The organism is Mycobacterium sp. NPDC051804 (assembly GCF_044452905.1).
Classification (GTDB): domain Bacteria; phylum Actinomycetota; class Actinomycetes; order Mycobacteriales; family Mycobacteriaceae; genus Mycobacterium.
In genome coordinates this window covers 118,879-140,711 of the sequence record NZ_JBITCD010000005.1, presented here as the reverse complement: position 1 = coordinate 140,711, position 21,833 = coordinate 118,879, and the positions used below count along the sequence as shown (strand labels likewise).

The 21,833-nt window shown below is 66.8% G+C and carries 15 protein-coding genes and 1 tRNA gene; 9 read left to right on the top strand and 7 right to left on the bottom strand.

The window, feature by feature from the left end; translation table 11 throughout:
• Positions 1–74 precede the first annotated feature (74 nt).
• Positions 75–1,226 carry a serine hydrolase domain-containing protein gene (locus ACIA48_RS20305; protein ID WP_396735457.1) on the top strand — a complete coding sequence of 384 codons (1,152 nt, stop codon included), beginning with the start codon at positions 75–77 and terminating at the stop codon, positions 1,224–1,226.
• Here ACIA48_RS20305 and ACIA48_RS20300 read toward each other — a convergent pair.
• Together ACIA48_RS20300 and ACIA48_RS20295 are read right to left on the bottom strand one after the other, a co-directional pair.
• Positions 1,208–1,603: a hypothetical protein gene (locus ACIA48_RS20300; protein ID WP_396735454.1), complete on the bottom strand. Its 396-nt coding sequence runs from the start codon at positions 1,601–1,603 to the stop codon at positions 1,208–1,210. The two genes, ACIA48_RS20305 and ACIA48_RS20300, sit on opposite strands and share 19 nt — an antisense overlap.
• 45 nt (positions 1,604–1,648) lie before the next feature.
• Positions 1,649–2,686: a TerC family protein gene (locus ACIA48_RS20295; protein WP_396736795.1), complete on the bottom strand. Its 1,038-nt coding sequence runs from the start codon at positions 2,684–2,686 to the stop codon at positions 1,649–1,651.
• A gap of 284 nt (positions 2,687–2,970) precedes the next feature.
• Between ACIA48_RS20295 and ACIA48_RS20290 the strand changes: the two genes are divergently transcribed.
• Genes ACIA48_RS20290 through ACIA48_RS20280 form a run of 3 tightly spaced genes read left to right on the top strand, consistent with a single transcriptional unit; the run spans position 2,971 to position 9,490 of the window.
• A complete protein-coding gene (locus tag ACIA48_RS20290) occupies positions 2,971–6,900 on the top strand; it encodes a Pls/PosA family non-ribosomal peptide synthetase (protein ID WP_396735451.1) in 3,930 nt (1,309 codons plus the stop codon).
• Complete coding sequence (locus tag ACIA48_RS20285) at positions 6,897–8,234, top strand: M1 family metallopeptidase (RefSeq protein WP_396735448.1); 1,338 nt, start codon at positions 6,897–6,899, stop codon at positions 8,232–8,234. The genes ACIA48_RS20290 and ACIA48_RS20285 overlap by 4 nt, the downstream gene beginning before the upstream one ends.
• Positions 8,231–9,490, top strand: a complete 1,260-nt coding sequence (locus tag ACIA48_RS20280; RefSeq protein ID WP_396735445.1) for a hypothetical protein — start codon at positions 8,231–8,233, stop codon at positions 9,488–9,490. The genes ACIA48_RS20285 and ACIA48_RS20280 overlap by 4 nt, the downstream gene beginning before the upstream one ends.
• Here ACIA48_RS20280 and ACIA48_RS20275 read toward each other — a convergent pair.
• On the bottom strand, positions 9,470–10,072 hold the full coding sequence (locus ACIA48_RS20275; protein ID WP_396735442.1) for a TetR/AcrR family transcriptional regulator: 603 nt from the start codon (positions 10,070–10,072) through the stop codon (positions 9,470–9,472). The genes ACIA48_RS20280 and ACIA48_RS20275 overlap by 21 nt on opposite strands.
• A 1-nt stretch (position 10,073) precedes the next feature.
• A complete protein-coding gene (locus ACIA48_RS20270; protein WP_396735439.1) occupies positions 10,074–11,855 on the bottom strand; it encodes an amidohydrolase family protein in 1,782 nt (593 codons plus the stop codon).
• Between the two features lie 66 nt (positions 11,856–11,921).
• Here ACIA48_RS20270 and galE point away from each other — a divergent pair, with 66 nt between their 5' ends.
• The 4 genes from galE to ACIA48_RS20250 are packed head-to-tail and all read left to right on the top strand — an operon-like array spanning position 11,922 to position 15,980.
• Positions 11,922–12,899 carry a UDP-glucose 4-epimerase GalE gene (gene galE / locus ACIA48_RS20265; protein WP_396735436.1) on the top strand — a complete coding sequence of 326 codons (978 nt, stop codon included), beginning with the start codon at positions 11,922–11,924 and terminating at the stop codon, positions 12,897–12,899.
• Entirely contained in the window at positions 12,896–14,680 is a 1,785-nt protein-coding gene (locus tag ACIA48_RS20260) for a hypothetical protein (RefSeq protein WP_396735434.1), read from the top strand. The genes galE and ACIA48_RS20260 overlap by 4 nt, the downstream gene beginning before the upstream one ends.
• A 23-nt stretch (positions 14,681–14,703) precedes the next feature.
• Positions 14,704–15,078: a carboxymuconolactone decarboxylase family protein gene (locus ACIA48_RS20255; protein WP_396735431.1), complete on the top strand. Its 375-nt coding sequence runs from the start codon at positions 14,704–14,706 to the stop codon at positions 15,076–15,078.
• Between the two features lie 17 nt (positions 15,079–15,095).
• Positions 15,096–15,980, top strand: a complete 885-nt coding sequence (locus ACIA48_RS20250) for an alpha/beta fold hydrolase (protein ID WP_396735428.1) — start codon at positions 15,096–15,098, stop codon at positions 15,978–15,980.
• On the opposite strand, the gene ACIA48_RS20245 is transcribed toward ACIA48_RS20250, so the two are convergent.
• Positions 15,954–16,026, bottom strand: a tRNA-Thr gene (locus ACIA48_RS20245). The two genes, ACIA48_RS20250 and ACIA48_RS20245, sit on opposite strands and share 27 nt — an antisense overlap.
• Before the next feature lie 52 nt (positions 16,027–16,078).
• On the bottom strand, positions 16,079–17,287 hold the full coding sequence (locus ACIA48_RS20240) for a DNA polymerase III subunit delta' (RefSeq protein WP_396735425.1): 1,209 nt from the start codon (positions 17,285–17,287) through the stop codon (positions 16,079–16,081).
• Positions 17,288–17,400: 113 nt separating this feature from the next.
• Between ACIA48_RS20240 and ACIA48_RS20235 the strand changes: the two genes are divergently transcribed.
• Entirely contained in the window at positions 17,401–18,963 is a 1,563-nt protein-coding gene (locus ACIA48_RS20235) for an adenylate/guanylate cyclase domain-containing protein (protein ID WP_396736792.1), read from the top strand.
• Here the strand turns inward: ACIA48_RS20235 and topA are convergent.
• Positions 18,960–21,767 carry a type I DNA topoisomerase gene (topA, locus tag ACIA48_RS20230; RefSeq protein ID WP_396735423.1) on the bottom strand — a complete coding sequence of 936 codons (2,808 nt, stop codon included), beginning with the start codon at positions 21,765–21,767 and terminating at the stop codon, positions 18,960–18,962. The genes ACIA48_RS20235 and topA overlap by 4 nt on opposite strands.
• Between the last annotated feature and the right edge of the window lie 66 nt (positions 21,768–21,833).

Sequence of the window (21,833 nt, the reverse complement as noted above, 5' to 3'; positions counted from 1 at the left end):
CGAGACTGCGGACAGATCGCGAATTTCGTTCGAATCGCGATCTGTCCGCAGGCTCGACACAGCATGATGTGTCCATGAATGACGTCGTGCACGGTCATTGGGATGCCCGGTTCGACAAGGTCGCCGAGGCGCTCGCTGACGAGATCGCCAGCGGCGAGGAACTCGGCGCATCGATCGCCATCGACATCGACGGCGAGTACGTCGTCGACATGTGGGGCGGGCATGCGGACCGCGCCAAGACCGTGCCCTGGTCCGAGAACACCATCGTCAACTTCTGGTCGTGCACCAAGACACTCACCGCGCTCTCGGCGTTGATGCTCATCGACCGCGGCCTGCTCGATCCCTTCGCTCCCGTCGCCGAGTACTGGCCGGAATTCGCCGAGAACGGCAAGCGCGACATCGAAGTGCGCCATCTGCTGGCCCACACGTCAGGAGTGTCGGGATGGGATATGCCGTTCGACGTCGACGACGTCTACGACTGGGAGAAGTCGACAAGCCAACTCGCCCGTCAGGCACCGTGGTGGGAACCGGGCACGGCGTCGGGATACCACGCGATCAACTACGGCCACCTGATCGGCGAGGTGATCCGACGTATCACCGGCAAGACGCTCAAAGCCTTCGTTGACGAGGAGATCGCCCATCCTCTCGGCGCGGACGTCCAGATCGGTGCCCGCGCCGAGGACGACCGCCGCATCGCTGAGCTGATTCCGCCGCCGCCTCTTGATCTGCCATACGATGCGTTGCCCGCGGACCACCCGATGCTGAAGACATTCGCTGCGTTCCGGGCTGCGCCGGACTTCGCGGCGATCGCTGAGACCACCGCGTGGCGGCGTGCGGACATCGGTGGCGCGAACGGGCACGGCAATGCCCGGGCATTGGCACGCGCGCTGTCGCCGATCTCGTTGGGCGGCAAGGCCAACGGTGTTCAGCTACTCAGCCCCGCCACCATCGACCTGATTTTCCAGGAGCAATCCAACGGCGTCGACCAGGTGCTGTTCACCCCGCTGCGGTTCGGCATCGGCTTCGGATTGCCCACTCCGGAGAGCGTCCCCGCCGTGCCGGACGGGAAGATCTGTTGGTGGGGTGGCTGGGGCGGCTCGGCGATAGTGATGAATCCGGAATACGGGGCCACGTTCGCCTACGTGATGAACAGGATGGGCCCCGGCACCGTCGGCACCGATCGCACCAACCGGTACGCGCGCCTGTTCTACGAGGCCTTGGCCTGACCGCGGACCGCCAGCCAGTCGAGCACATCGAGACCTACGGCGCGCAGATCTTGCCGCGGTGACGCCGCGATCAACGTGACACCGTCGGCTACACCCGCCGTCTCGATGTCGGCGATCAAACCGGCGAGGCCGTCGACCGTACCGACGTAATGCACGCCGTCGGCCGAATCGAGTTCCCTTCGAGCCGAACGGAAGTCGTCCGCCACCGCGACGGTCACGTCGAGGATGACGGCGACCTCGTCGGAACCAGCCCGAATCCGCGACCGGGCCCGGCGTGCCTGAGACAGGTCCTCGGCGGCCACCCGAACGGCCGGCTCGCCGCCGTCGGTCAACTCGCTCCAGTGCCCGTCGATGTCGTCAGTCACGAATAGCCGCACGACGGCCACGCTAGGTGTTGGCGCGACCACCGTCGACTGTTCCGATCAGCGCGAATCCAAGGACTTCTCAGATGCGTCAGGCGCAGTCTCGGTGCCGTTCTCGCCGTTCTTGTCGTTCTTCACGTCGTGCACGCGCGTCTTGTACAGGCTCGCGGCCGTCGTGACGAGCAACGTCACGATGATCACGCCGAGGCTTGCCAGGGTGGGGATCTCCGGCACCGGTACATGCTCGCCGCCGTTGATGAACGGCAGCTCGTTCTCGTGCAGCGCGTGCAGGATCAGCTTCACACCGATGAACGCGAGGATGATGGCCAGGCCCTGGGACAGGTACACCAGCCGCTTCAGCAGGTCGCCGAGCAGGAAGTACAGCTGGCGCAGACCCATCAGCGCGAAAACGTTCGCCGTGAACACCAGGTACGGCTCGCGGGTCAGGCCGTAGATCGCGGGAATCGAGTCCAGCGCGAAGAGCAGATCGGTGGTGCCGAGCGCGACGATCACGAGGAACATCGGCGTCATCAGCCGCTTGCCGTTGTCCTTGATCCACATCTTCAGGCCGTGCCACTCGTCGGTCAGGCTCAGATGTTTACGCGCAAAGCGCACCACGAAGTTCTCGGCGTCGTCGTCGTGATCTGTGTCGCGGATCAACGTGATCGCGGTGTAGACCAGGAACGCCCCGAAGGCGTAGAAGATCCAGGAGAACTGGTTGATCGCCACTGCGCCCAGCGCGATGAAGATGCCGCGGAAGATCAGCGCCAGGATGATGCCCACGAGCAGCGCCTGCTGCTGGTACTTCCTCGGCACGTTGAAGCTGGCCATGATGATCAAGAAGATGAACAGGTTGTCGACCGACAAGCTGTATTCGGTGAGCCAGCCCGTGAAGAACTCCAGGCCGAACTGGCTGCCGTGGAAGAACCACACCCAGATACCGAAGGCCACGGCAAGAGTGAGGTAGATGGTCAAGTACGTCCCGGTTTCGCGCCTCGACGGTTCGTGCGGCCGGCGCCCGATGACAATGACGTCGAACAGCAGAATCGCGATCGTCACGCCCAGCGTGATGATCCACTCGAGTTGAGAAACGTTCACAAAACCTCCGGTCGCCGCGGCGAGCCGCGAATGCAGCTCGAATAACGCCGGAGGTCTCTTCCACCGCACGTAACCGGCGGTCCGCAGCACCGGTCGTCCGATGTCGGTCGACGTGATGACGACGCTGCGGCGAAGGAATACTCCCCTCCGTACATGATTCTGCCAGGTAACCGCGATTGACCGAAATCGGGGAAACCAAACGTGCAATTGCCGTTGGCGCAATTGTGATCGGCCAGCGCGTGCGGCGCGTGTGCGCTGACCGCGCCACTTAGTAGTTTGTAGCCGTGACTGGGGACGCCGTGCCGGAGATACCTGCGCAGTATCTGCTGTCGTCGCAAGCGCCGGAACCCAGGACGCTCATCGACATCCTTTACGACACCGCGGGCCGTCATCCTGATTCGCCGGCCATCGACGACGGCGAGGTGCAACTCACGTACGCAGAGTTGATCGCCGATATCGAGGACAGCGTCGAATGGCTGGCCAGCCGCGGCATCGGGCGCGGGGACCGGATCGGAATCCGGATGCCGTCGGGCAGTTACGCGCTGTACGTGGCGATCCTCGCGACGCTGGCCAGCGGCGCCGCCTACGTCCCCGTCGACGCCGACGATCCCGACGAACGCGCTGATCTGGTGTTCACCGAGGCCAACGTCGTCGCGATCATCACCGAGGCCGGGCTGGTCCGCGCCCGCGGTTCCTCGCGCGGATGGCGTGCCGCGGCTCCGCTCGGCCGCGACGATGCCTGGATCATCTTCACGTCGGGATCGACCGGCACCCCCAAAGGTGTCGCCGTCACGCACCGAAGTGCGGCCGCGTTCGTCGACGCCGAAGCACGAATGTTTCTGCAGGACAACCCGATCGGGCCGAACGACCGGGTGCTGGCCGGTCTGTCGGTGGCGTTCGATGCGTCGTGCGAGGAGATGTGGCTGGCCTGGCGGCACGGGGCATGTCTGGTCCCCGCGCCGCGGTCGCTGGTGCGCAGCGGCATGGACCTGGGTCCCTGGCTGGTCTCCAGGGACATCACCGTCGTTTCGACAGTGCCGACGCTGGCGGCACTATGGCCCGCCGAGGCGCTCGAGGCGGTGCGGCTGCTGATCTTCGGCGGTGAGGCCTGCCCACCGGAGCTGGCTGAGCGCCTCGCGGTCGAGGGCCGCGAGGTGTGGAACACCTACGGACCCACCGAGGCGACGGTCGTCGCGTGCGCGGCCCGGTTGCGTAACTGGTCACCGGTGAGCATCGGACGACCGCTGCCCGGCTGGGACCTGGCGGTCGTCGACAAGTCGGGCACGCCGGTGGCCGTCGGTGAGGTCGGTGAACTCGTGATCGGCGGCGTCGGGCTGGCCCGCTATCTGGATCCGGAGAAGGACGCCGAGAAATACGCACCGATGCCCACACTCGAATGGAACCGCGCCTACCGCAGCGGCGACCTGGTTCGGCTCGAACAGGACGGCCTCTACTTCCAGGGACGCGCCGACGATCAGGTCAAGGTCGGCGGCCGACGGATCGAGCTCGGCGAGGTCGACTCGGCGTTGGTCAACCTTCCCGGCGTCAGCGGCGGCGCGGCCGCGGTGCGGCGGACGACGAGCGGCACCCCGCTGCTGGTCGGCTATATCGCCAGCGCCGACCCGGCGTTCGATCTGGCTGCCGCGCGCGCGTCCCTGGCCGAGGCGCTGCCCGCCGCGCTGGTGCCGCGTCTGGTACTCGTCGAAGAACTGCCGACGCGGACGTCCGGCAAGGTCGACCGCGACGCGCTGCCGTGGCCGCCACCCGGTGAACCACAGGGTGCCGATGCGCCCGACCTGGCGGGCACGATGGGCTGGGTGGCCGGCCTGTGGCGCGACGTCCTGGCCGCCCCTATCGAGGGTCCCGAGGCCGACTTCTTCGCGCTGGGCGGGGGATCGCTGTCAGCGGCCCAACTGGTTACCGCCCTACGCCAGCGGTATCCGCAAGTGACCGTTGCCGATCTCTATGACCATCCCCGGCTGGGCTCGCTGACCGGATACCTGGACGAGTTGAAACCGCCGCCGCGGGTAAAGACTCGTGTGGTCAAACCGACGTCGTGGCTGTCCCAAGCGGTGCAGGTCGCGCTGACGCTGCCACTGGCCACGCTGACGGGGCTCCAGTGGATCATCTGGCTGGCGCTGGCCAACAACATCGCCGCCGAACTGAACCTGGTGCCGTGGGCCGCACCGGTCGGTTGGTGGTGGATCCTCGCGGGTTTCCTGCTGTTCGTCACACCACTGGGCCGGATGGGCATCGCGGTGCTGTTCGCACGGATGCTGCTGGCGGGACTCGAGCCCGGCACGTACCGCAGGGGCGGGTCGGAGCATCTGCGGGTGTGGTTCGCCGAGCGCCTCGCGGAGGCCAGCGGCGCGGAGAACCTGGCCGGGGCGCCGTGGCTGGTGTACTACGCCCGCGCGCTCGGCAACAAGGTCGGCAAGGGCGTCGACCTGCACTCGTCACCGCCGGTAACCGGCATGCTCAAGCTCGGTCATCGCAGTTCGGTCGAACCCGAAGTCGACCTGACGGGTCACTGGATCGACGGCGACCACTTCCACGTCGGCCACATCACCATCGGCAACGACGCCACCATCGGCGCCCGCACGACCCTGCTACCTGGAGCCACCGTCGGCAAGAACGCCGACGTCGCACCGGGTTCGGGCGTCGTCGGCAAGGTGAAGAACGGCCAGTATTGGAAGGGCTCGCCCGCGGTGAAGTCGGGGAAGGCCCGCCATCCGTGGCCGGATCACCGCCCGCGCCGGGCGCCGTTGTGGGTCGCGGTGTACGGGACGACGTCGGTGCTGCTCGGTGCCGTTCCGCTGCTTGCGCTCGGTGTCGGCCTCGTTGTGATCGGCTGGGGCATTCGCGGTGCGGAGTCTGTGACGGCGGCAATTGTTCCCGCCGCACTGTGGACCCCGGTCGCGACGTTGACGGCGGTGCTGACGTACGCCCTGGTGACGGTCCTCGGCGTGCGGGTGCTGTCGCTGTGGCTGAGCGAGGGCTATCACCCGGTACGCAGTCGTGTCGGCTGGCAGATATGGGCGACCGAGCGGCTGATGGATGCCGCGCGCAACTACCTTTTTCCCTTGTACGCCAGCCTGCTGACGCCGTGGTGGCTGCGGATCCTGGGTGCGAAAGTGGGTCGTGGGACCGAGATCTCGACGGCACTGCTGACCCCGAAGTTCACCGTGATCGAAGACGGTGCGTTCCTGGCCGACGACACCATGGTCGCGTCCTACGAACTCGGCGGCGGCTGGATACACGTCGCGAAGGCGACCATCGGCAAGCGGGCGTTCCTCGGCAATTCCGGCATCACCCAGCCGGGCCGAAAGGTGCCCGACGACGGGTTGGTCGCGGTGCTGTCCGCCGCACCGCACAAGGCCAAGGCGGGCTCATCGTGGCTCGGCAGTCCGCCGGTCCGGTTGCGGCGCAAGCCGACAGCGGCCGACACACTGCGCACGTTCCATCCGTCGGCGCGGTTGAAGATCTTGCGCTCGCTGGTGGAGACCTGCCGGGTGGTTCCGCTGGTCGTGACGTTCGCGATCGGCGTGGCTGTGCTGCTGACGTTGCAGTGGTTGGCGGTCAGTTTCGGCTGGCTGTGGGCGGCGCTGGCGGGCGGTGTCGTCCTGCTGACGGCGGGCGCGATCGCAGGCGGTATCGCGGTGATCGCGAAATGGGTTGTGGTGGGTCGCATCCGGGCAATCGAGCACCCGCTGTGGTCCGCGTTCGTGTGGCGCAACGAGGTGTCGGACACCTTCGTCGAGACCGTCGCGGCGCCGTGGTTCGCACGCGCTGCCACCGGCACCCCGGTGATGAACCTGTGGCTGCGGGCGCTCGGAGCCTCGATCGGGCGCGGCGTGTGGTGCGAGACCTACTGGCTGCCCGAGGCCGACCTGGTCACGCTCGGCGAGGGGTCGACCGTCAACCGCGGCTGCGTCGTGCAGACGCACCTGTTCCACGACCGCATCATGCGGATGGACACCGTTGTGCTCGAAGAGGGTTCGACGCTGGGCCCGCATTGTGTCGCGTTGCCCGCCGCGCGGATCGGCGCGGGCGCGACGGTCGGCCCGGCATCGCTGGTGATGCGCGGCGACGAGGTACCGCCGTCTACCCGCTGGCTGGGCAACCCGATCGCGCCGTGGAATCTGTTCCGCAAGAAGCGCGGCGGCGGCACCCCGGACCCGGCTCCCAAGAAGCCAGAAGACGCCGCCGCGTGACACGAAGCAAGAAGAAGGGAACTCTCCCCGTCATCGATCCATATATCCCGGCCAACGGCAACTTCGGCTACCGGGTATCGCGCTACGAACTCGATCTCGAATACAAGGTGGCGATCAACCGGCTGTCCGGGTCGGCGACCATCACCGCCGTGACCCTCGCCGCATTGCGCAGTTTCACCCTCGACCTGTCCCATGCGCTGTCGGTGACGAAGGTGACCGTGAACGGGCGGCGGCCCGCACAGTTCCGGTCGTCGCAGAACAAGCTGCACATCGGGTTGGCGGAGGCCGTGCCCGCGGGCGCGGCGATGTCGATCGTGGTGCGGTACGGCGGGACACCTCGGCCGATCCGGGGCCCTTGGGGCGAGGTGGGTTTCGAGGAGCTCACTGAGGGTGTGCTGGTGGCCGGTCAACCCAACGGTGCGGCTTCGTGGTTTCCCTGCGACGACCATCCCAGCGCGAAGGCGAGCTACTCCATCCGGATCAGCACCGAGAGTCCCTACTACGCACTGGCCAACGGTGAGCTGGTGTCGAAGCGGGCGCGAGCCGGGACGACCACCTGGACCTACGAGCAGGCCGAGCCGACCTCGACGTATCTGATGACGCTGCAGATCGGGATGTACCAGCGCCACCGCATGGCGAAGAACGGCGTGCAGATGCACGCCGTTCTGCCGAATCGGTTGCGGCGCAATTTCGATCGAGACTTCGCCGACCAGCCGCAGATGATGAAGCTCTTCGTCAAACTGTTCGGTCCATACCCGCTGGCCACCGGTTACACAGTCGTCGTCACCGACGACGTCCTGGAGATACCGCTTGAGGCACAAGGCATCTCGATCTTCGGCGCCAACCACTGCGACGGGCATGGCAGTGCGGAGCGGCTGATCGCACACGAGTTGGCCCACCAGTGGTTCGGCAACTCGGTGACTGCGCAACGGTGGCGGCACATCTGGCTACATGAGGGTTTCGCCTGCTATGCGGAGTGGCTGTGGTCGGAACACTCCGGTGGACGAACCACCGACGAGTGGGCCAGGCACTACTACCAGCGGCTTGCGGATTCACCGCAAGATCTACTGCTCGCCGATCCGGGCGCCGACGACATGTTCGACGATCGTGTGTACAAGCGCGGAGCAATGACCCTGCACGTGTTGCGCCGGCATATCGGCGACGACAACTTCTTTGCGCTGCTTCGTGATTGGACGGCGAGGCATCGGCACAGCACGGCCGTCACCGACGATTTCACCGGGCTCGCCTCGAACCATACGAACGACTCCCTGCGGCCGTTGTGGGCCGCGTGGCTCTACTCCACGGACCTGCCGCCGCTGGACCTCTCCCCGTGACAGATGTCGGCACACCGGGTCCCGTCGCGCGCGCGAGCGTCGCCCGGGTCGGCGTGGCAACGGCACTGTCCGCACTGTGCGGATACACCGTGCTGTATCTGGCCGCGCGCGACCTCGAACCTCTCGGATTCTCCGTATTCGGCGTCTTCTGGGGAGCTTTCGGCCTGGTGACCGGCGCGGCGTTCGGCCTCTTGCAGGAGACCACGAGGGAGGTGCGTTCGGCTGGTTACACCGAGATCGTCGACGGCCCCCGGACGCACGCGATGCGGGTGGCGGCGGGTGTCGGTGTGGCGGCCGCGGCGTTCATCGCGCTGAGTTCGCCGTTGTGGTCGGCGCATGTCTTCGCCGAGGCGCGCTGGCTTTCGGTCGCACTCCTGGCCGTCGGCCTCGCCGGTTTCTGTCTGCACGCCACGCTGCTCGGCATGCTCGCCGGGCTGAACCGGTGGACGGCTTACGGGTCGTTGATGGTGACCGATGCCGGGCTGAGGGTGCTCGTAGCCGTCGCGACATTTCTGGTGGGCGCCGAACTCGTGGGGTATCTGTGGGCCACGGTGGCGGGCGCGATCGCCTGGCTCATCCTGTTGCTGGTCTCCCCCGCTACGCGGGACGCGGCGCGAATGCTCACGCCGGGCGGCACAGCCACATTTCTGCGTGGCGCATCGCATTCGATCGCCGCCGCCGGAGCGAGTGCCGTTCTGGTGATGGGCTTTCCGGTACTCCTCAAGGCGACGTCGGGTGATCTGGGTGCGACGGGCGGAGTCGTGATTCTGGCCGTGACGCTCACCCGCGCCCCGCTGCTGGTACCCCTCACCGCGATGCAAGGCAATCTGATCGCGCACTTCGTCGACCAACGCACCGAGCGAATGCAGGCCCTGATGAAACCTGCCGCCGCGGTGATCGGGCTGGGCCTGCTGGGCGTGGTCGCCGCCGCTGTGTTCGGACCGTGGTTGCTGCGCAACGCGTTCGGCGAAGAGTACCGGGCCGACGGCCCACTGCTGGCGTGGTTGACCGCCGCCGCGATAACGATCGCACTGCTGACGCTGACGGGCGCCGCGACGGTGGCCGCGGCGCTGCACCGGGCCTATTCCCTGGGCTGGGTTTCGGCGACGGTCGCATCGACGGCACTGCTGTTGCTGCCGTTGGACATCGAAACTCGGACCGTGATCGCCCTGCTGTGCGGGCCGCTCGTGGGAATCGTGGTGCACCTAGCGGCACTGGCGCGCGCCCGAGGGGCGTTAGTTCCGCCCGACAGGTGACCCACCGCTGAGAAGCAACGTCAGCAGCTCGATCCTCTTGTCCTCGAGTTCGGGTTGCGGCATCACCGCACGCACGATGGCCGCGCCGTCGAAGGTATTGGTAAGGATCGCCGTCAGCGCGGCGAAAGTATCCTCCGGAAATTGATCGGCGCCGGGGAGCGCCCTCGCAGCCTCGTAGATGTTCGCGGCGTACTCGGTCAATACATCTTGCAGTGTCTCTCTGAGCTTTTCGTCGGTGCGCGCGGCGACCAGGAGTTCGTACATCACCGTGTTGGTGTCGTTGCCGGTCACGTCGCGCAGCACGGACAACGCGGCCTGGAGTGCAGGCTCCGCCGACGGTATCTCGGCGACCCGCTTCGAGAACAGGCCCAGCTGCCGACGCATCACCTCCCGCGCGGTAGCCGCCATGAAGTCACCCATGGTCGGGAAATGCCGGAACAACGCGCCGTCGGAAACCTGAGCGCGCCTGGCGATCACCGCCGCCGACGCCCGCGCGTATCCCACCTCGACGATGGTGTCGATGCTGGCGTCGAGCAGACGTGCGATCGTTTCTTCACGACGCTGCTGTTGCGTCCTTGCCATGTCAGACAAGCGCTTTCGCGGGCTCGGCCGAACCGGCGCGCAGGAAGCGACCCGACTTCACGGTTGTCCCGTAGCCCTCGCAGAACTCGCCGTCGCGGAACACGACCGTACCGTTGACCGCGGTCGCCACGACCGTCGAATCGTTTCGGTTGACCATGCGGCTCAGTCCGCCGTAGAACGGGACCGTCTCCTCGTGGTACGAGTTCACCGATTCATCGAGGCGCTCAGGGTCGATGACGACGAAGTCGGCGCGCTCACCCTCGCGCAGGGTGCCCGCGTCGAGACCGAACCATTCAGCGACCTCGGCGGTCAGCCGGTGCACCGCCCGTTGCGTCGACAGGAAGGGGCGACCCGCACGCTCGGCGTCGCGCACACGCTTGAGCAACCGCAGCGAGAAGTTGTAGAACGCCATGTTGCGCAGATGCGCGCCGGCGTCGGAGAACCCCATATGGATAGCCGGTTCGGCGGCGAGCTTGTCGAGGTACTTGGGCCGGTGGTTCGCCACGATCGTCGTCCACCGCACGTTGCGCTCGCCGTTCTCGACGAGCACGTCGAGGAACGCGTCGAGCGGATGCAGCCCGCGCTCGTCGGCGATCTGACCGAAGCTCTTGCCGATCAGCGACTCATCGGGGCACTCGACGATCGTCGCGTCGTGGAAATCGCGGTGCCACAACGACGGGCCGAGCTTCTTGCGGTCGAACGACTTGCGGAATCGGCGACGGTAGTCGGTGTCGGCCAGCAGTTCGTTGCGCTCGATCTGGTCGCGCAGATGCAGAGCCGCGGTCCCGGCACCGAACTCTTCGAAGACCGGCAGGTCGATGCCGTCGGAGTACAGCTCGAAAGGCACCGGTAGGTGCTGGAACCGCACCAAGGAGTCGAGCACCTTGTTCAGAAGCCTGACGCCGGGCCCGAATACGTGCACGGCGCCGGTGGCGGACTTCGCGTCGGCCGAGACGAGGAGGCTCATCCGAACACCCGGACGGCGGCCGAACCACTTGCTGCTGGTCAGGAAGAACATCAGCGCCGAGGCCGGGCTCTTGGTGTTGGGCGCGCTCTGCAGGATGCGACCGCGCTTACGTAGGACCGAGATCAGCTTGCGTCGCTCACGCCAGGTGGCGAACGTCGAGGGCAGTGCCCGCGAACGGAACCGGTCACCGTCGAGCTTGTCGATGGGCGCGTCCATGCCGGACAACCCGAGAAGCCCTGCGTCGAGCGCCTTTTCAAGCATCACCATCATTCGGTCAAGCTCGGCCGGAGTCGGCTTCACACCCTCGGTCGTCGCGCGGTCCAGGCCGAGGACGCTGGTGCGGAGGTCCGAATGCCCGAGCATCGAGCCGATGTTCGGGCCCAGCGGCAGCTCGTCGATGGCGCGGACGTACTCGGCGGGCTCGGTCCACGTTTTCTTCGCGTCGAGCGCGCCGTGCACGAAGCTGCGGGGCACCGCCTCGACGCGGCTGAACAGATCGGCGGCGTCGTCGGTCTCGGCGTAGACCGTCGACAGCGAACAGTTGCCGAGCAGCACCGTGGTGACGCCGTGCCGCACCGACTCGCGCAGGCCCGGATCAAGGAGCACCTCGGCGTCGTAGTGCGTATGCACGTCGATGAAACCGGGAACGATCCACTTGCCCGCTGCGTCGATGACGTCCGGGCACCCCGTCTCATCGAGGGGGGTGGCCGAAACTGCTGCCACGATCCCGTCGCGGATGCCCAGCGAGCGGACCTGCGGGGCTGCGCCGGTGCCGTCGAACCACAGGCCGTCACGAACAATCACGTCGTAGGTCATGGCGACGAGCGTACAACAGAAAGTAAGTACTTACAATCTTTTTTCCCCTTTAGACTCGGCTCCAACATGACGTGGATGGTGACGGGCGGGGCGGGCTACATCGGGTCACACGTGGTCCGCGCCCTCCAGGACGCCGACATTCCGGTGGTGGTGCTCGACGACCTGTCGACCGGCCTAGAGCAGTTCGTGCCCGCGTCCGTGCCGTTGGTGCGCGGGACTCTGCTCGACGCTGACCGCGTCGCCAAGGTGCTGCGCGACCACGGCGTCCAAGGCGTCATCCACATCGCCGGCTTCAAGTACGCGGGCGTATCGGTCCGGCGGCCGCTACACACGTACGAGCAGAACGTGTCGGCGATGGTCACGCTGCTCAAGGCGATGGACGCCGAGGGCGTCGACAAGTTGGTGTTCTCGTCCAGTGCGGCCACCTTCGGCACGCCGGACGTCGACATCGTCACCGAGGACACCCCGACCCGGCCGGAATCGCCGTACGGAGAGACCAAGCTGATCGGCGAATGGCTGCTGCGCGACGCCGGGCGGGCGTCCGGCCTCAAGCACACGAGCCTGCGCTACTTCAACGTGGTGGGCTCGGGTTCGACGGACCTGTTCGATGTGAGTCCACACAACCTGTTCCCGTTGGTCTTCAACATGCTCTATCGCGGTGAAACCCCACAGATCAACGGTGACGACTATCCGACGCCGGACGGCACGTGTGTGCGCGACTACATTCACGTCGCCGATTTGGCGTTGGCCCACGTCGCCGCCGCGCAGCGGCTGACGGCCGGCCAACCGGTCGAGCCGGTGTACAACCTCGGCAGCGGCGACGGCACGTCCGTCCGCGAGATCATGACCGCGATCCGGGAAGCGACCGGGATCGAGTTCGAACCCACGATCAAACCCCGACGCCCGGGTGATCCGGCGCGCATCGTCGCGGCCGGCGATCTGGCGGCCCGTGACCTGGACTGGCGGATGCGGCATTCGCTCGGCGAGATGGTGGCTTCCGCGTGGGCGGCACGCAGCCAAGCCGGCGACACCTATCCGGCGTGAAACGGTTTACGGGTCAGACCAACTGGGTCGTCCGCGCCGCTGCCGCGCTGATCCTGGTGCAACTGCTCATCCGGGCGGTGCTGGCGTTCAGCGGCTACTTCTACTGGGACGACCTGATTCTCATCGGTCGGGCAGGCACCCAGGACCTGCTCTCGATGGGGTACCTGTTCGACGACCACGACGGCCACGTCATGCCGGCAGCGTTTCTGGTCGCCGGCGGGATCACCCGCCTCGCACCGCTGCACTGGTTCCTTCCCGCGCTCAGCCTGATCGTGCTGCAGCTGCTGGCGTCGCTGGCGCTGCTCCGGGCGCTGCACGTGATTCTGGGTTGGCAGCCCGTGCTGTTGGTTCCGTTGGCGTTCGCACTGTTCACCCCGATGGCTGTCCCCGGGTTCGCTTGGTGGGCGGCAGCATTGAACTCGCTACCCATGCTCGCGGCACTGGCGTGGGTGTGCGGGGATGCGGTGTTGCTGGTGCGCACCGGCAATCAGCGTTACGCCGTGACGGGTCTGCTGGTGTTCCTCGGCGGTCTGCTGTTCTTCGAGAAGGCCGCCGTCATCCCGTTCGTCGCGTTCGCGGTCGCGGCGCTGCTCGCCTACGTCACCGGGGCGGGATCGCCGATGATGGTGTGGCGTCAGGGCGTTCGGCTGTGGGTTTCGTCGCTTGCGGTGACGGCCGCGTGGATCGCGGTGTACCTCGCCGTCGTCGACCAGAAGCGATGGACGCTCGACTGGTCGATGACATGGGATCTGCTGGCCAGGTCGGTGACGCACGGCATCGTGCCTGGACTCGTTGGCGGGCCATGGGATTGGCAGCGCTGGGCACCCGCATCGCCGTGGGGTACGCCGCCGGTGACCGTGATGGTGCTGGGCTGGGTGGCGCTCGCGGCCGTGGTGGCCCTGACCGTGATTCGCAAACGGCGCATCGGCGCGGTGTGGCTGGTAGCGGTCGGATATGCGGTCGCCTGCCAGATACCGATCTACCTGATGCGGTCGTCGGAGTTCACCGCGCTCGAGTTGGCGCAGACACTGCGATACCTGCCGGATCTCGTCGTGGTGCTGGCGCTGTTGGCCGCCGTCGGGTTGTGCGCACCCAACCGCGAGGGTTCGAAATGGCTGGACGCTTCACGCGCGCGGACGGCCGTAACCGTCCTTGCAACAACCGTATTCATGGCCAGCAGCCTGTACTCGACGGCGACGTTCTTGACGAGCTGGCGCGACAACCCGGCACAGCCGTACCTGCAGAATGCCGAGGCCGGCCTCGCCACGGCTGCGCAAACGTCGAGCGCCGCGATGCTCGATCAAGAGGTCGACCCGATGGTGTTGCAGCGTGTGGTCGGCCCCGAGAACCTAGCCAGCCACATGTTCGCACTGCTGCGGGACAGACCCGAATTCGCCTCGGCGACAACCGAGTTACGTATGCTGAACAGCTCCGGCCGACTGGTCGACGCGAAGGTCACGTGGGTGCGCAGCATCGTCGAGGGACCGGAGCCGCAATGCGGCTATCTCGTCCAGCCGGATTTCGGAGTGCGCATGCCACTGGACGGTCCCCTGTTGCCCGCCGACTGGACCGCGGAGATCAACTACCTGGCCAACAGCGACGGATCGCTGACGATGTCGCTGACCGAGGGTGTCGAGGTGAAGGTGCCGGTGCACCCCGGGCTCAACCGGGTGTTCGTCCGGCTGCCGGGTGCGGGCGACGCGATCAACGTCAGCGCGAACACCGCGGCGTTGTCGGTGTGCATCGCGGCGGGACCGGTCGGATTCGTGGCACCGAAATAGTCGCCACGTGCCACGCTGATCGCATGACAGAAGTGCGTGAGCAAGGTGTTCAGGTTTTCCGCGAGCTGCTTCCCGGCGTACTGCCCGAGGGTCCGCTCAACGTTCGGGACGGCTCGTTCGGCGATGAGATTCTCGAGATCGCGATGGACAACGTCTTCGGCAACTTGTGGGCCCGCGAAGGCCTGAGCCGTCGCGACAGAAGCCTCGTCACTCTTGGCATCCTCATCACCTTGCGGGCGACCGACGAGCTGAAGATTCACTTCCAGATCGCGCGCAACAACGGTCTGACCGAGGACGAGATCGCCGAGGTGATCTACCACTCGACCGGTTATGCCGGATTTCCCGCAGGCAATACGGCGTGCACGCTCGCCCGTCAGGTGTTTGACGCCAAGAGGTGACGGGGAACGCGGCGGATATGCCCCTCTCGCCTGTTCGCCATCATCGGATCACCGTCGATGGCATCGACACGTTCTACCGCGAAGCGGGCCCCGCCGACGCGCCCGCGTTGTTGCTTCCCCACGGTTACCCCGCGTCGTCCTTCGTCTACCGCGAGCTCATGGCGGGGCTCGGCGGACGGTGGCGGACCATCGCACCCGACATGCCCGGGTTCGGTTACAGCGCAACACCGTCCCCTGAGGACTTCGGATACAGCTTCGACGCCTATGCCGAGTTCCTGCCGCGGTTCACCGACGCGATCGGCTTGCAGCGTTTCGCCATCTGGCTGCACGACTACGGCTCGCAATTCGGTTTCCGGATGGCGCTGTCGCGGCCCGAGCAGATCACAGGTCTTGTCATCCAGAACGGCGACATCTACGCCGACACCTTCGGCCCAAAGTACGACTTCCTGAAGGAGCTCTGGGACAACCCCGGCCCGGGCTCGCGCCGCCGCATCGCCGACCACGTCACCCTCGCAGGATTCGAGAGCGAGTTTCGCGGCGAACTACCCGACGACGTCGCCGACCGCATCAGCCCGGACCTCTGGACATTGCACTGGGCGCTGATGAACACCCCGCAGCGGCTGGCCAACCTCATCCACTTGCTCGAAGACCAACCGTCCACGCTTGACTGGTTCTCCCGCGAGCAGGCCTACCTGCGTGAGCACCGGCCGCCGGCCCTGATTGTGTGGGGCCCGCACGACGGCTACATGCCGGAGGCTTCGGCCCGGGCCTACCACCGCGACCTACCCGACGCGCAGCTGCACCTACTCGGTGGCGGGCACTGGCTGTTGCAGACGCACCTCGGCGAGGTGCTTACGCTGGTGGACGAGTTCTTGAGCCACCTAGGAGAATCGAACTCCTGACCTATTCATTACGAGTGAATCGCTCTACCGACTGAGCTAAGGTGGCCGCGCCCGTAAGGGCGGGACGAGTCTACGACAGGGCATACCGCGCGCCCAAGTCAGTCGCGCAATGCCCGTCCCACCGTCGCCACCATCGCGTCGACCGCGAACTTCGGCTTGACGTTCATATCCAGTGCTTCGCGGCACTCCAGCACCGCCTCGATGCAGCGCAACAGCTTGTCCGGCGGCGCGTGCGCGGCCATCGCGGCAACCCGCTCACCCATGTCCGGGTGGTTCGCCTGGATGTCGCCCGCACCCGAGGACACCAGCAGCGCATCGCGGAAATATGTGGCCAGGTCGATCAGGGCCCGGTCGAGCGCATCGCGGGACGCCCGTGTCTTGCGCGACTTCTGGCGTTTCTCAAGGTCTTTGAGCGCACCGGTCGCACCGCGCATGGTGCCCGCGGTGCCCTTGCCGGTGCCGCCGGCGCCCAGAGCGGTGCGCAACTCCTCGGCCTCGGTCTCATTGCGGACGACGGTCAGCGACACTGCCTCCGCCTCGGCCGCTGCCACCAGTTCCTCGGCAGCGGCGTAGGCCCGCGACGGTGTCGCGGCGTCACGCGCCAATCCCAGGGCCCGTTGCCGGCGCTCACGCGCCTCCTGGTCGACGGCCAGCCGCCGCGCCCTGCCGACGTGGCCCCCGCTGACCGACGCCGCCCAGCGCGCGTCCTCCTCCGTCAGCCCGTCGGTCTCGACCAGCACCTGCGCGATGGCGTCGACCGGTGGCGTCACCAGCGCCACATGCCGGCAACGCGACCTCAACGTGATCGCGATGTCCTCCGGGTCGACCGACGGAGCGCAGAGCAGGAACACCGTCGACGGCGGCGGCTCCTCGACCACCTTGAGCAGTGCATTCGCCGCACCCTCGGTCAGCCGGTCGGCGTCCTCGATCAGGACGACCTGCCACCGTCCCGTCCCGGGCCGCCGCGACGCGATCTGCACGATGCTGCGCATCTCGTCCACGCCGATGGACAGGCCCTCGGGAACGATCCGCCGCACGTCGGCGTGGGTGCCCGCCATCGCCGTCGTACAGGCGCGGCACTCTCCGCAGCCGGGAACGCCGTCGCTGGTGCACTGCAGCGCGGCGGCAAAGCACAGCGCGGCGATCGATCGGCCCGACCCGGGCGGGCCGGTGATCAGCCACGCGTGTGTCATGGTCCCTGTCGCCACTGTGCTGTGAGCCGAATCACCGCGTGCGGCACGCGCGGCGGCCACCAACTCGGCTTCCACGGCGTGCTGACCCACCAGACGCGAAAAGACACCCGTCATCGCAGATAACAGTAGTGCTGCGAAGCGACACGTCCGTCCCACAGGGCTCGTTTGCGCCTTTTCCCGTCGCCGGCGACCGATACGGTTGACCAGTGACCACCGGGGCGATACCCATGAGGCGAATCGGCGCATTCGTCCGTTGGGTCGCGCGCACGCCGTGGCCGGTGTTCACCCTCGGGATGCTGCAGGCCGACATCATCGGCGCGCTGCTGGTCCTGAGTTTCCTGCGGTTCGGGTTGCCGCCTGAGGACCGGATCCAGCTGCAGGACCTGCCCGCGTTCAACCTGGCGGTGTTCCTGGGCTTCCTGTTCATCTCGTTCACCACCGCGTCGTACCTGAGCCTGCGGCTGCTGATCCCAGTGATCCGCTGGCAGCGCCGGGACACGCTGCTGACCGACGCCGATCCGGCTGTCACCGAGCTGGCCCGGGTCCGCGCGCTGAAGATGCCGTACTACCGCACGATGATCAACGTCGCGAACTGGTTGCTCGGTTCGGTGGTGTTCATCGTGGCCAGCTGGCCGGTGGCCAGTAAATCGGCGCCAGTGGTGGCTGTCGCCAGCGGTTTGGGTGCCACCGCGACGGCGATCATCGGATATCTGCAGTCGGAGCGGGTGCTGCGACCGGTCGCCGTGGCCGCCCTGCGCGGCGGCGTTCCGGAGAACTTCCGCGCTCCCGGCGTGATCCAACGCCAGGTCATGACGTGGGTGCTGTCCACCGGCGTGCCTATTTTGGCGATCGTGCTGGCACTGGTGGCCAGCAAGTTCGAGGTCCTCACCGCTCCAGCCGACAAGCTGACCACGCCGATTCTGTTGCTCGCGATCGCCGCGTTGGTCATCGGGCTGTTCGGCACGGTGCTGGTAGCCATGTCGATCGCCGATCCGCTGCGCCAGTTGCGCTGGGCGCTCGGCGAGGTGCAGCGCGGAAATTACAACGCCCACATGCAGATCTACGACGCCAGCGAACTGGGTCTGCTTCAGGCGGGCTTCAACGACATGGTCCGCGACCTGGCCGAGCGGCAGCGGCTGCGCGACCTCTTCGGCCGCTACGTCGGCGAGGACGTCGCCCGGCGAGCGCTGGAGCGCGGCACCGAGCTCGGCGGCCAGGAACGCGACGTCGCCGTGCTGTTCGTCGACCTCGTCGGCTCGACACAGCTGGCGGCGACCATCCCCGCGGGCGAGGTCGTCAACCTGCTCAACGACTTCTTCCGGGTGGTGGTCGACACCGTCAACCGTCACGGGGGGTTCGTCAACAAGTTCCAGGGCGACGCGGCACTGGCCATCTTCGGTGCGCCTATCGAACATCCCGACGCGTGCGGGGCGGCGCTCGCCGCGTCGCGTGAACTGCACGACGAAGTGATCAAGGTGCTCGGCCAGACGGAGTTCGGTATCGGGGTGTCGGCCGGCCGCGCGATCGCCGGGCACATCGGCGCGCAGGCCCGTTTCGAGTACACCGTGATCGGCGACCCGGTGAACGAGGCCGCGCGACTCACGGAGCTGGCCAAGCTCGAGGCTGGGCACGTGCTCGCATCGGCCATCGCGGTCAGCGGTGCCCTGGACGCCGAGGCGCTGTGCTGGGACGTCGGCGAGATCGTCGAACTGCGCGGGCGCGTGGCCCCGACACAGCTGGCCAGGCCGCTGAACCTGGTGCTACCCGAAGACGTCTCCGCCGGCGGCTAGGCCTTCTTGGCTGCCTTCTTGGCCGGGGCCTTCTTCTTCGCGGCCTTCTTGGTCGCCTTCTTCTTGACCGGGCCCCGGGCCCGGCGGTCGGCCAACAACTCAGAGGCGCGCTCGTCGGTGATGGACATGACGTCATCGCCCTTGCGCAGGCTGGCGTTGGTCTCGCCGTCGGTGACGTACGGTCCGAACCGGCCGTCCTTGATCACCATCGGTTTGTCGGTCGCGGGATCGTTACCCAGCTCACGCAGCGGCGGTGCCGAAGCCCGTTGTCCACCACGGCGTTTCGGTTCCGAATAGATCTTGAGCGCCTCATCGAGCGTGATGTCGAACATCTGCTCTTCGGTGGCTAGCGATCGAGAGTCGGTGCCGCGCTTGAGGTATGGACCGTAGCGGCCGTTCTGCGCGGTGATCTCCTCGTTCGTGTTCGGGTCGACACCGACCACGCGCGGGAGCGAGAGCAGTCGCAGCGCGTCTTCCAGCGTCACCGTTTCCAGGTCCATCGTGCGCAGCAGCGAGCCGGTGCGCGGCTTGGGGCCCGTCGGCTTTTTGGGCTTCTTCGCGCCGGACGCCGCGCCGTCGTCCGGCGTCTCCGGCGGCGCGGGCAACACCTCGGTGACGTACGGGCCGTACCGGCCGTCCTTCGCGACGACCTCGTGTCCGGTGGCTGGATCGACACCCAGGGAACGGCCCTCTTGCGGTGTGGAGAAAAGCTTTTCGGCAAGTTCGAGCGTCAACTCGTCGGGTGTGAGCTCGTCCTTGAGGTTCGCGCGCTGCGGCTTGAGCTCGCCTGGCTCGCCGTCCGGATCGGCCACCATGCGCTCGAGGTACGGCCCGTTCTTGCCCACGCGGACATAGATCGGACGGCCCTCCTCGTCGTCAAAGAGCTTGATGGAGTTGACTTCTCGGGCATCGATACCCTCAAGGTTCACACCGACGAGCTTCTTGAGACCACCCGAGCGCGCGATCGAATCGGCCACTCCGTGCTCGCCGCCGAAGTAGAAGTTCGTCAGCCAGTTGGTGCGCTGCTCGTTCCCGGCGGCGATCTCGTCGAGCTCGTCCTCCATCGCCGCGGTGAAACCGTAGTCGACCAGCCGCCCGAAGTGCTGTTCGAGCAGTCCGGTCACGGCGAACGCCACCCAGGACGGCACCAGGGCGCTGCCCTTCTTGTGCACGTACCCGCGGTCCTGAATTGTCTTGATGATCGACGAGTACGTCGACGGCCGGCCAATACCGAGATCTTCCAGCGCCTTGATCAGCGACGCCTCGGTGTAGCGAGCAGGCGGTGACGTGGTGTGCCCGTCGGCGGTGAGCTCCTTGGCGTCGACCCGCTGGCCCTGCTCCAGATTCGGCAGCCGGCTCTCGGCGTCATCGGCCTCACCACCCGCCTGGTCGTCGATGCTCTCGACGTAGGCCTTCAAGAAGCCCGCGAACGTGATGGTGCGGCCGCTGGCGCTGAACACCACCTGCTGGCCGTCACTGGAGTGCCCGGAGATGCGCAACGACAGCGTGGTGCCGCGCGCGTCGGCCATCTGCGAGGCGACCGTGCGCTGCCAGATCAGCTCGTAGAGCCGGAACTCGTCGGTGTCCAACTGCGCGTGCAGCTGCCCGGGGGTCTGGAACACGTCGCCCGCGGGGCGGATGGCCTCGTGTGCCTCCTGGGCGTTCTTGACCTTGCGGGTGTACTGCCGCGGCGACGGGTGCACGTACTCCTGGCCGTACAGCTGGGTGGCCTGGTTTCGTGCGGCGTTGATGGCCGACTGCGACAGCGTGGTCGAGTCGGTACGCATATAAGTGATGTAGCCGTTCTCGTAGAGCCGCTGCGCGATGCTCATCGTGCGCTCCGAGGAGAACCGGAGCTTTCGACCGGCCTCCTGCTGCAGCGTCGACGTCATGAACGGCGCGTAGGGCTTACGGGTATAAGGCTTCTGCTCGACGGACGAGACCTCGAGTTGCGCGCCACGCAGTCCGGTGGCCAGCGCGCCGGCGGCGGACTCGTTCAGGACGAGCACCTCGTCGGGCTTCTTGAGCCCGCCCAGCGAATCGAAGTCGCGACCGGTGGCAATCCGGCGGCCGTCGACGGAGTTCAGCTTGGCCGTGAACGTGGGCGGCGAGGCCTGCGAGTTGGACACGCTGGCGTCGAGCTCGGCGGTCACGTCCCAGTAGCCCGCGCTGCGGAACGCCATGCGCTCGCGCTCGCGCGACACGATGATGCGGGTCGCGACGGACTGCACGCGGCCCGCCGACAGCTTCGGCGCGACCTTCTTCCACAGCACCGGGCTGACCTCGTAGCCGTACAGCCGGTCCAGGATGCGCCTGGTCTCCTGCGCGTCGACCAGGTCGATGTCGAGATCCCGCGGATCGTCGGCGGCGGCCCGGATGGCCGGCTCAGTGATCTCGTGGAACACCATCCGCTTGACCGGGATGCGCGGCTTCAGCGTCTCCAGGAGATGCCACGCGATGGCCTCGCCCTCGCGGTCGCCGTCTGTGGCCAGATAGAGCTCGTCGACATTCTTGAGCAGGTCTTTCAGCTCGGCGACGGTGCTCTTTTTCTCCGGGCTGATGATGTAGAGCGGCTCGAAGTCGGCGTCGACGTTGACTCCGAGGCGGGCCCAGGACTCCGATTTGTACTTCGCGGGCACATCGGCGGCCGCCCTCGGCAGGTCGCGGATGTGTCCACGCGACGACTCGACGATGTAGTTGGAGCCTAGGTAGCCAGCTATTTTGCGAGCCTTAGTAGGCGACTCGACTATGACGAGTCGCCGCACATTACCGTTGCGGCCGCTACTGCCGTCCCCGTCTGCCACCAGTGCCTTCGCTCCACTCTTTCCATTGCCTACAACGCCCGATTACGCGCTCAATCTGCGTTAGGG

What these genes read in the sequence shown, in the direction of transcription:
- ACIA48_RS20305 (WP_396735457.1), top strand. Translation starts at nt 75, where the DNA reads ATGAATGACGTCGTGCACGGTCATTGGGATGCCCGGTTCGACAAGGTC.
- ACIA48_RS20275 (WP_396735442.1), bottom strand. Translation starts at nt 10,072, where the DNA reads ATGGCAAGGACGCAACAGCAGCGTCGTGAAGAAACGATCGCACGTCTG.
- ACIA48_RS20270 (WP_396735439.1), bottom strand. Translation starts at nt 11,855, where the DNA reads ATGACCTACGACGTGATTGTTCGTGACGGCCTGTGGTTCGACGGCACC.
- galE (WP_396735436.1), top strand. Translation starts at nt 11,922, where the DNA reads ATGACGTGGATGGTGACGGGCGGGGCGGGCTACATCGGGTCACACGTG.
- ACIA48_RS20255 (WP_396735431.1), top strand. Translation starts at nt 14,704, where the DNA reads ATGACAGAAGTGCGTGAGCAAGGTGTTCAGGTTTTCCGCGAGCTGCTT.
- ACIA48_RS20250 (WP_396735428.1), top strand. Translation starts at nt 15,096, where the DNA reads ATGCCCCTCTCGCCTGTTCGCCATCATCGGATCACCGTCGATGGCATC.
- ACIA48_RS20240 (WP_396735425.1), bottom strand. Translation starts at nt 17,287, where the DNA reads ATGACGGGTGTCTTTTCGCGTCTGGTGGGTCAGCACGCCGTGGAAGCC.
- ACIA48_RS20235 (WP_396736792.1), top strand. Translation starts at nt 17,401, where the DNA reads ATGAGGCGAATCGGCGCATTCGTCCGTTGGGTCGCGCGCACGCCGTGG.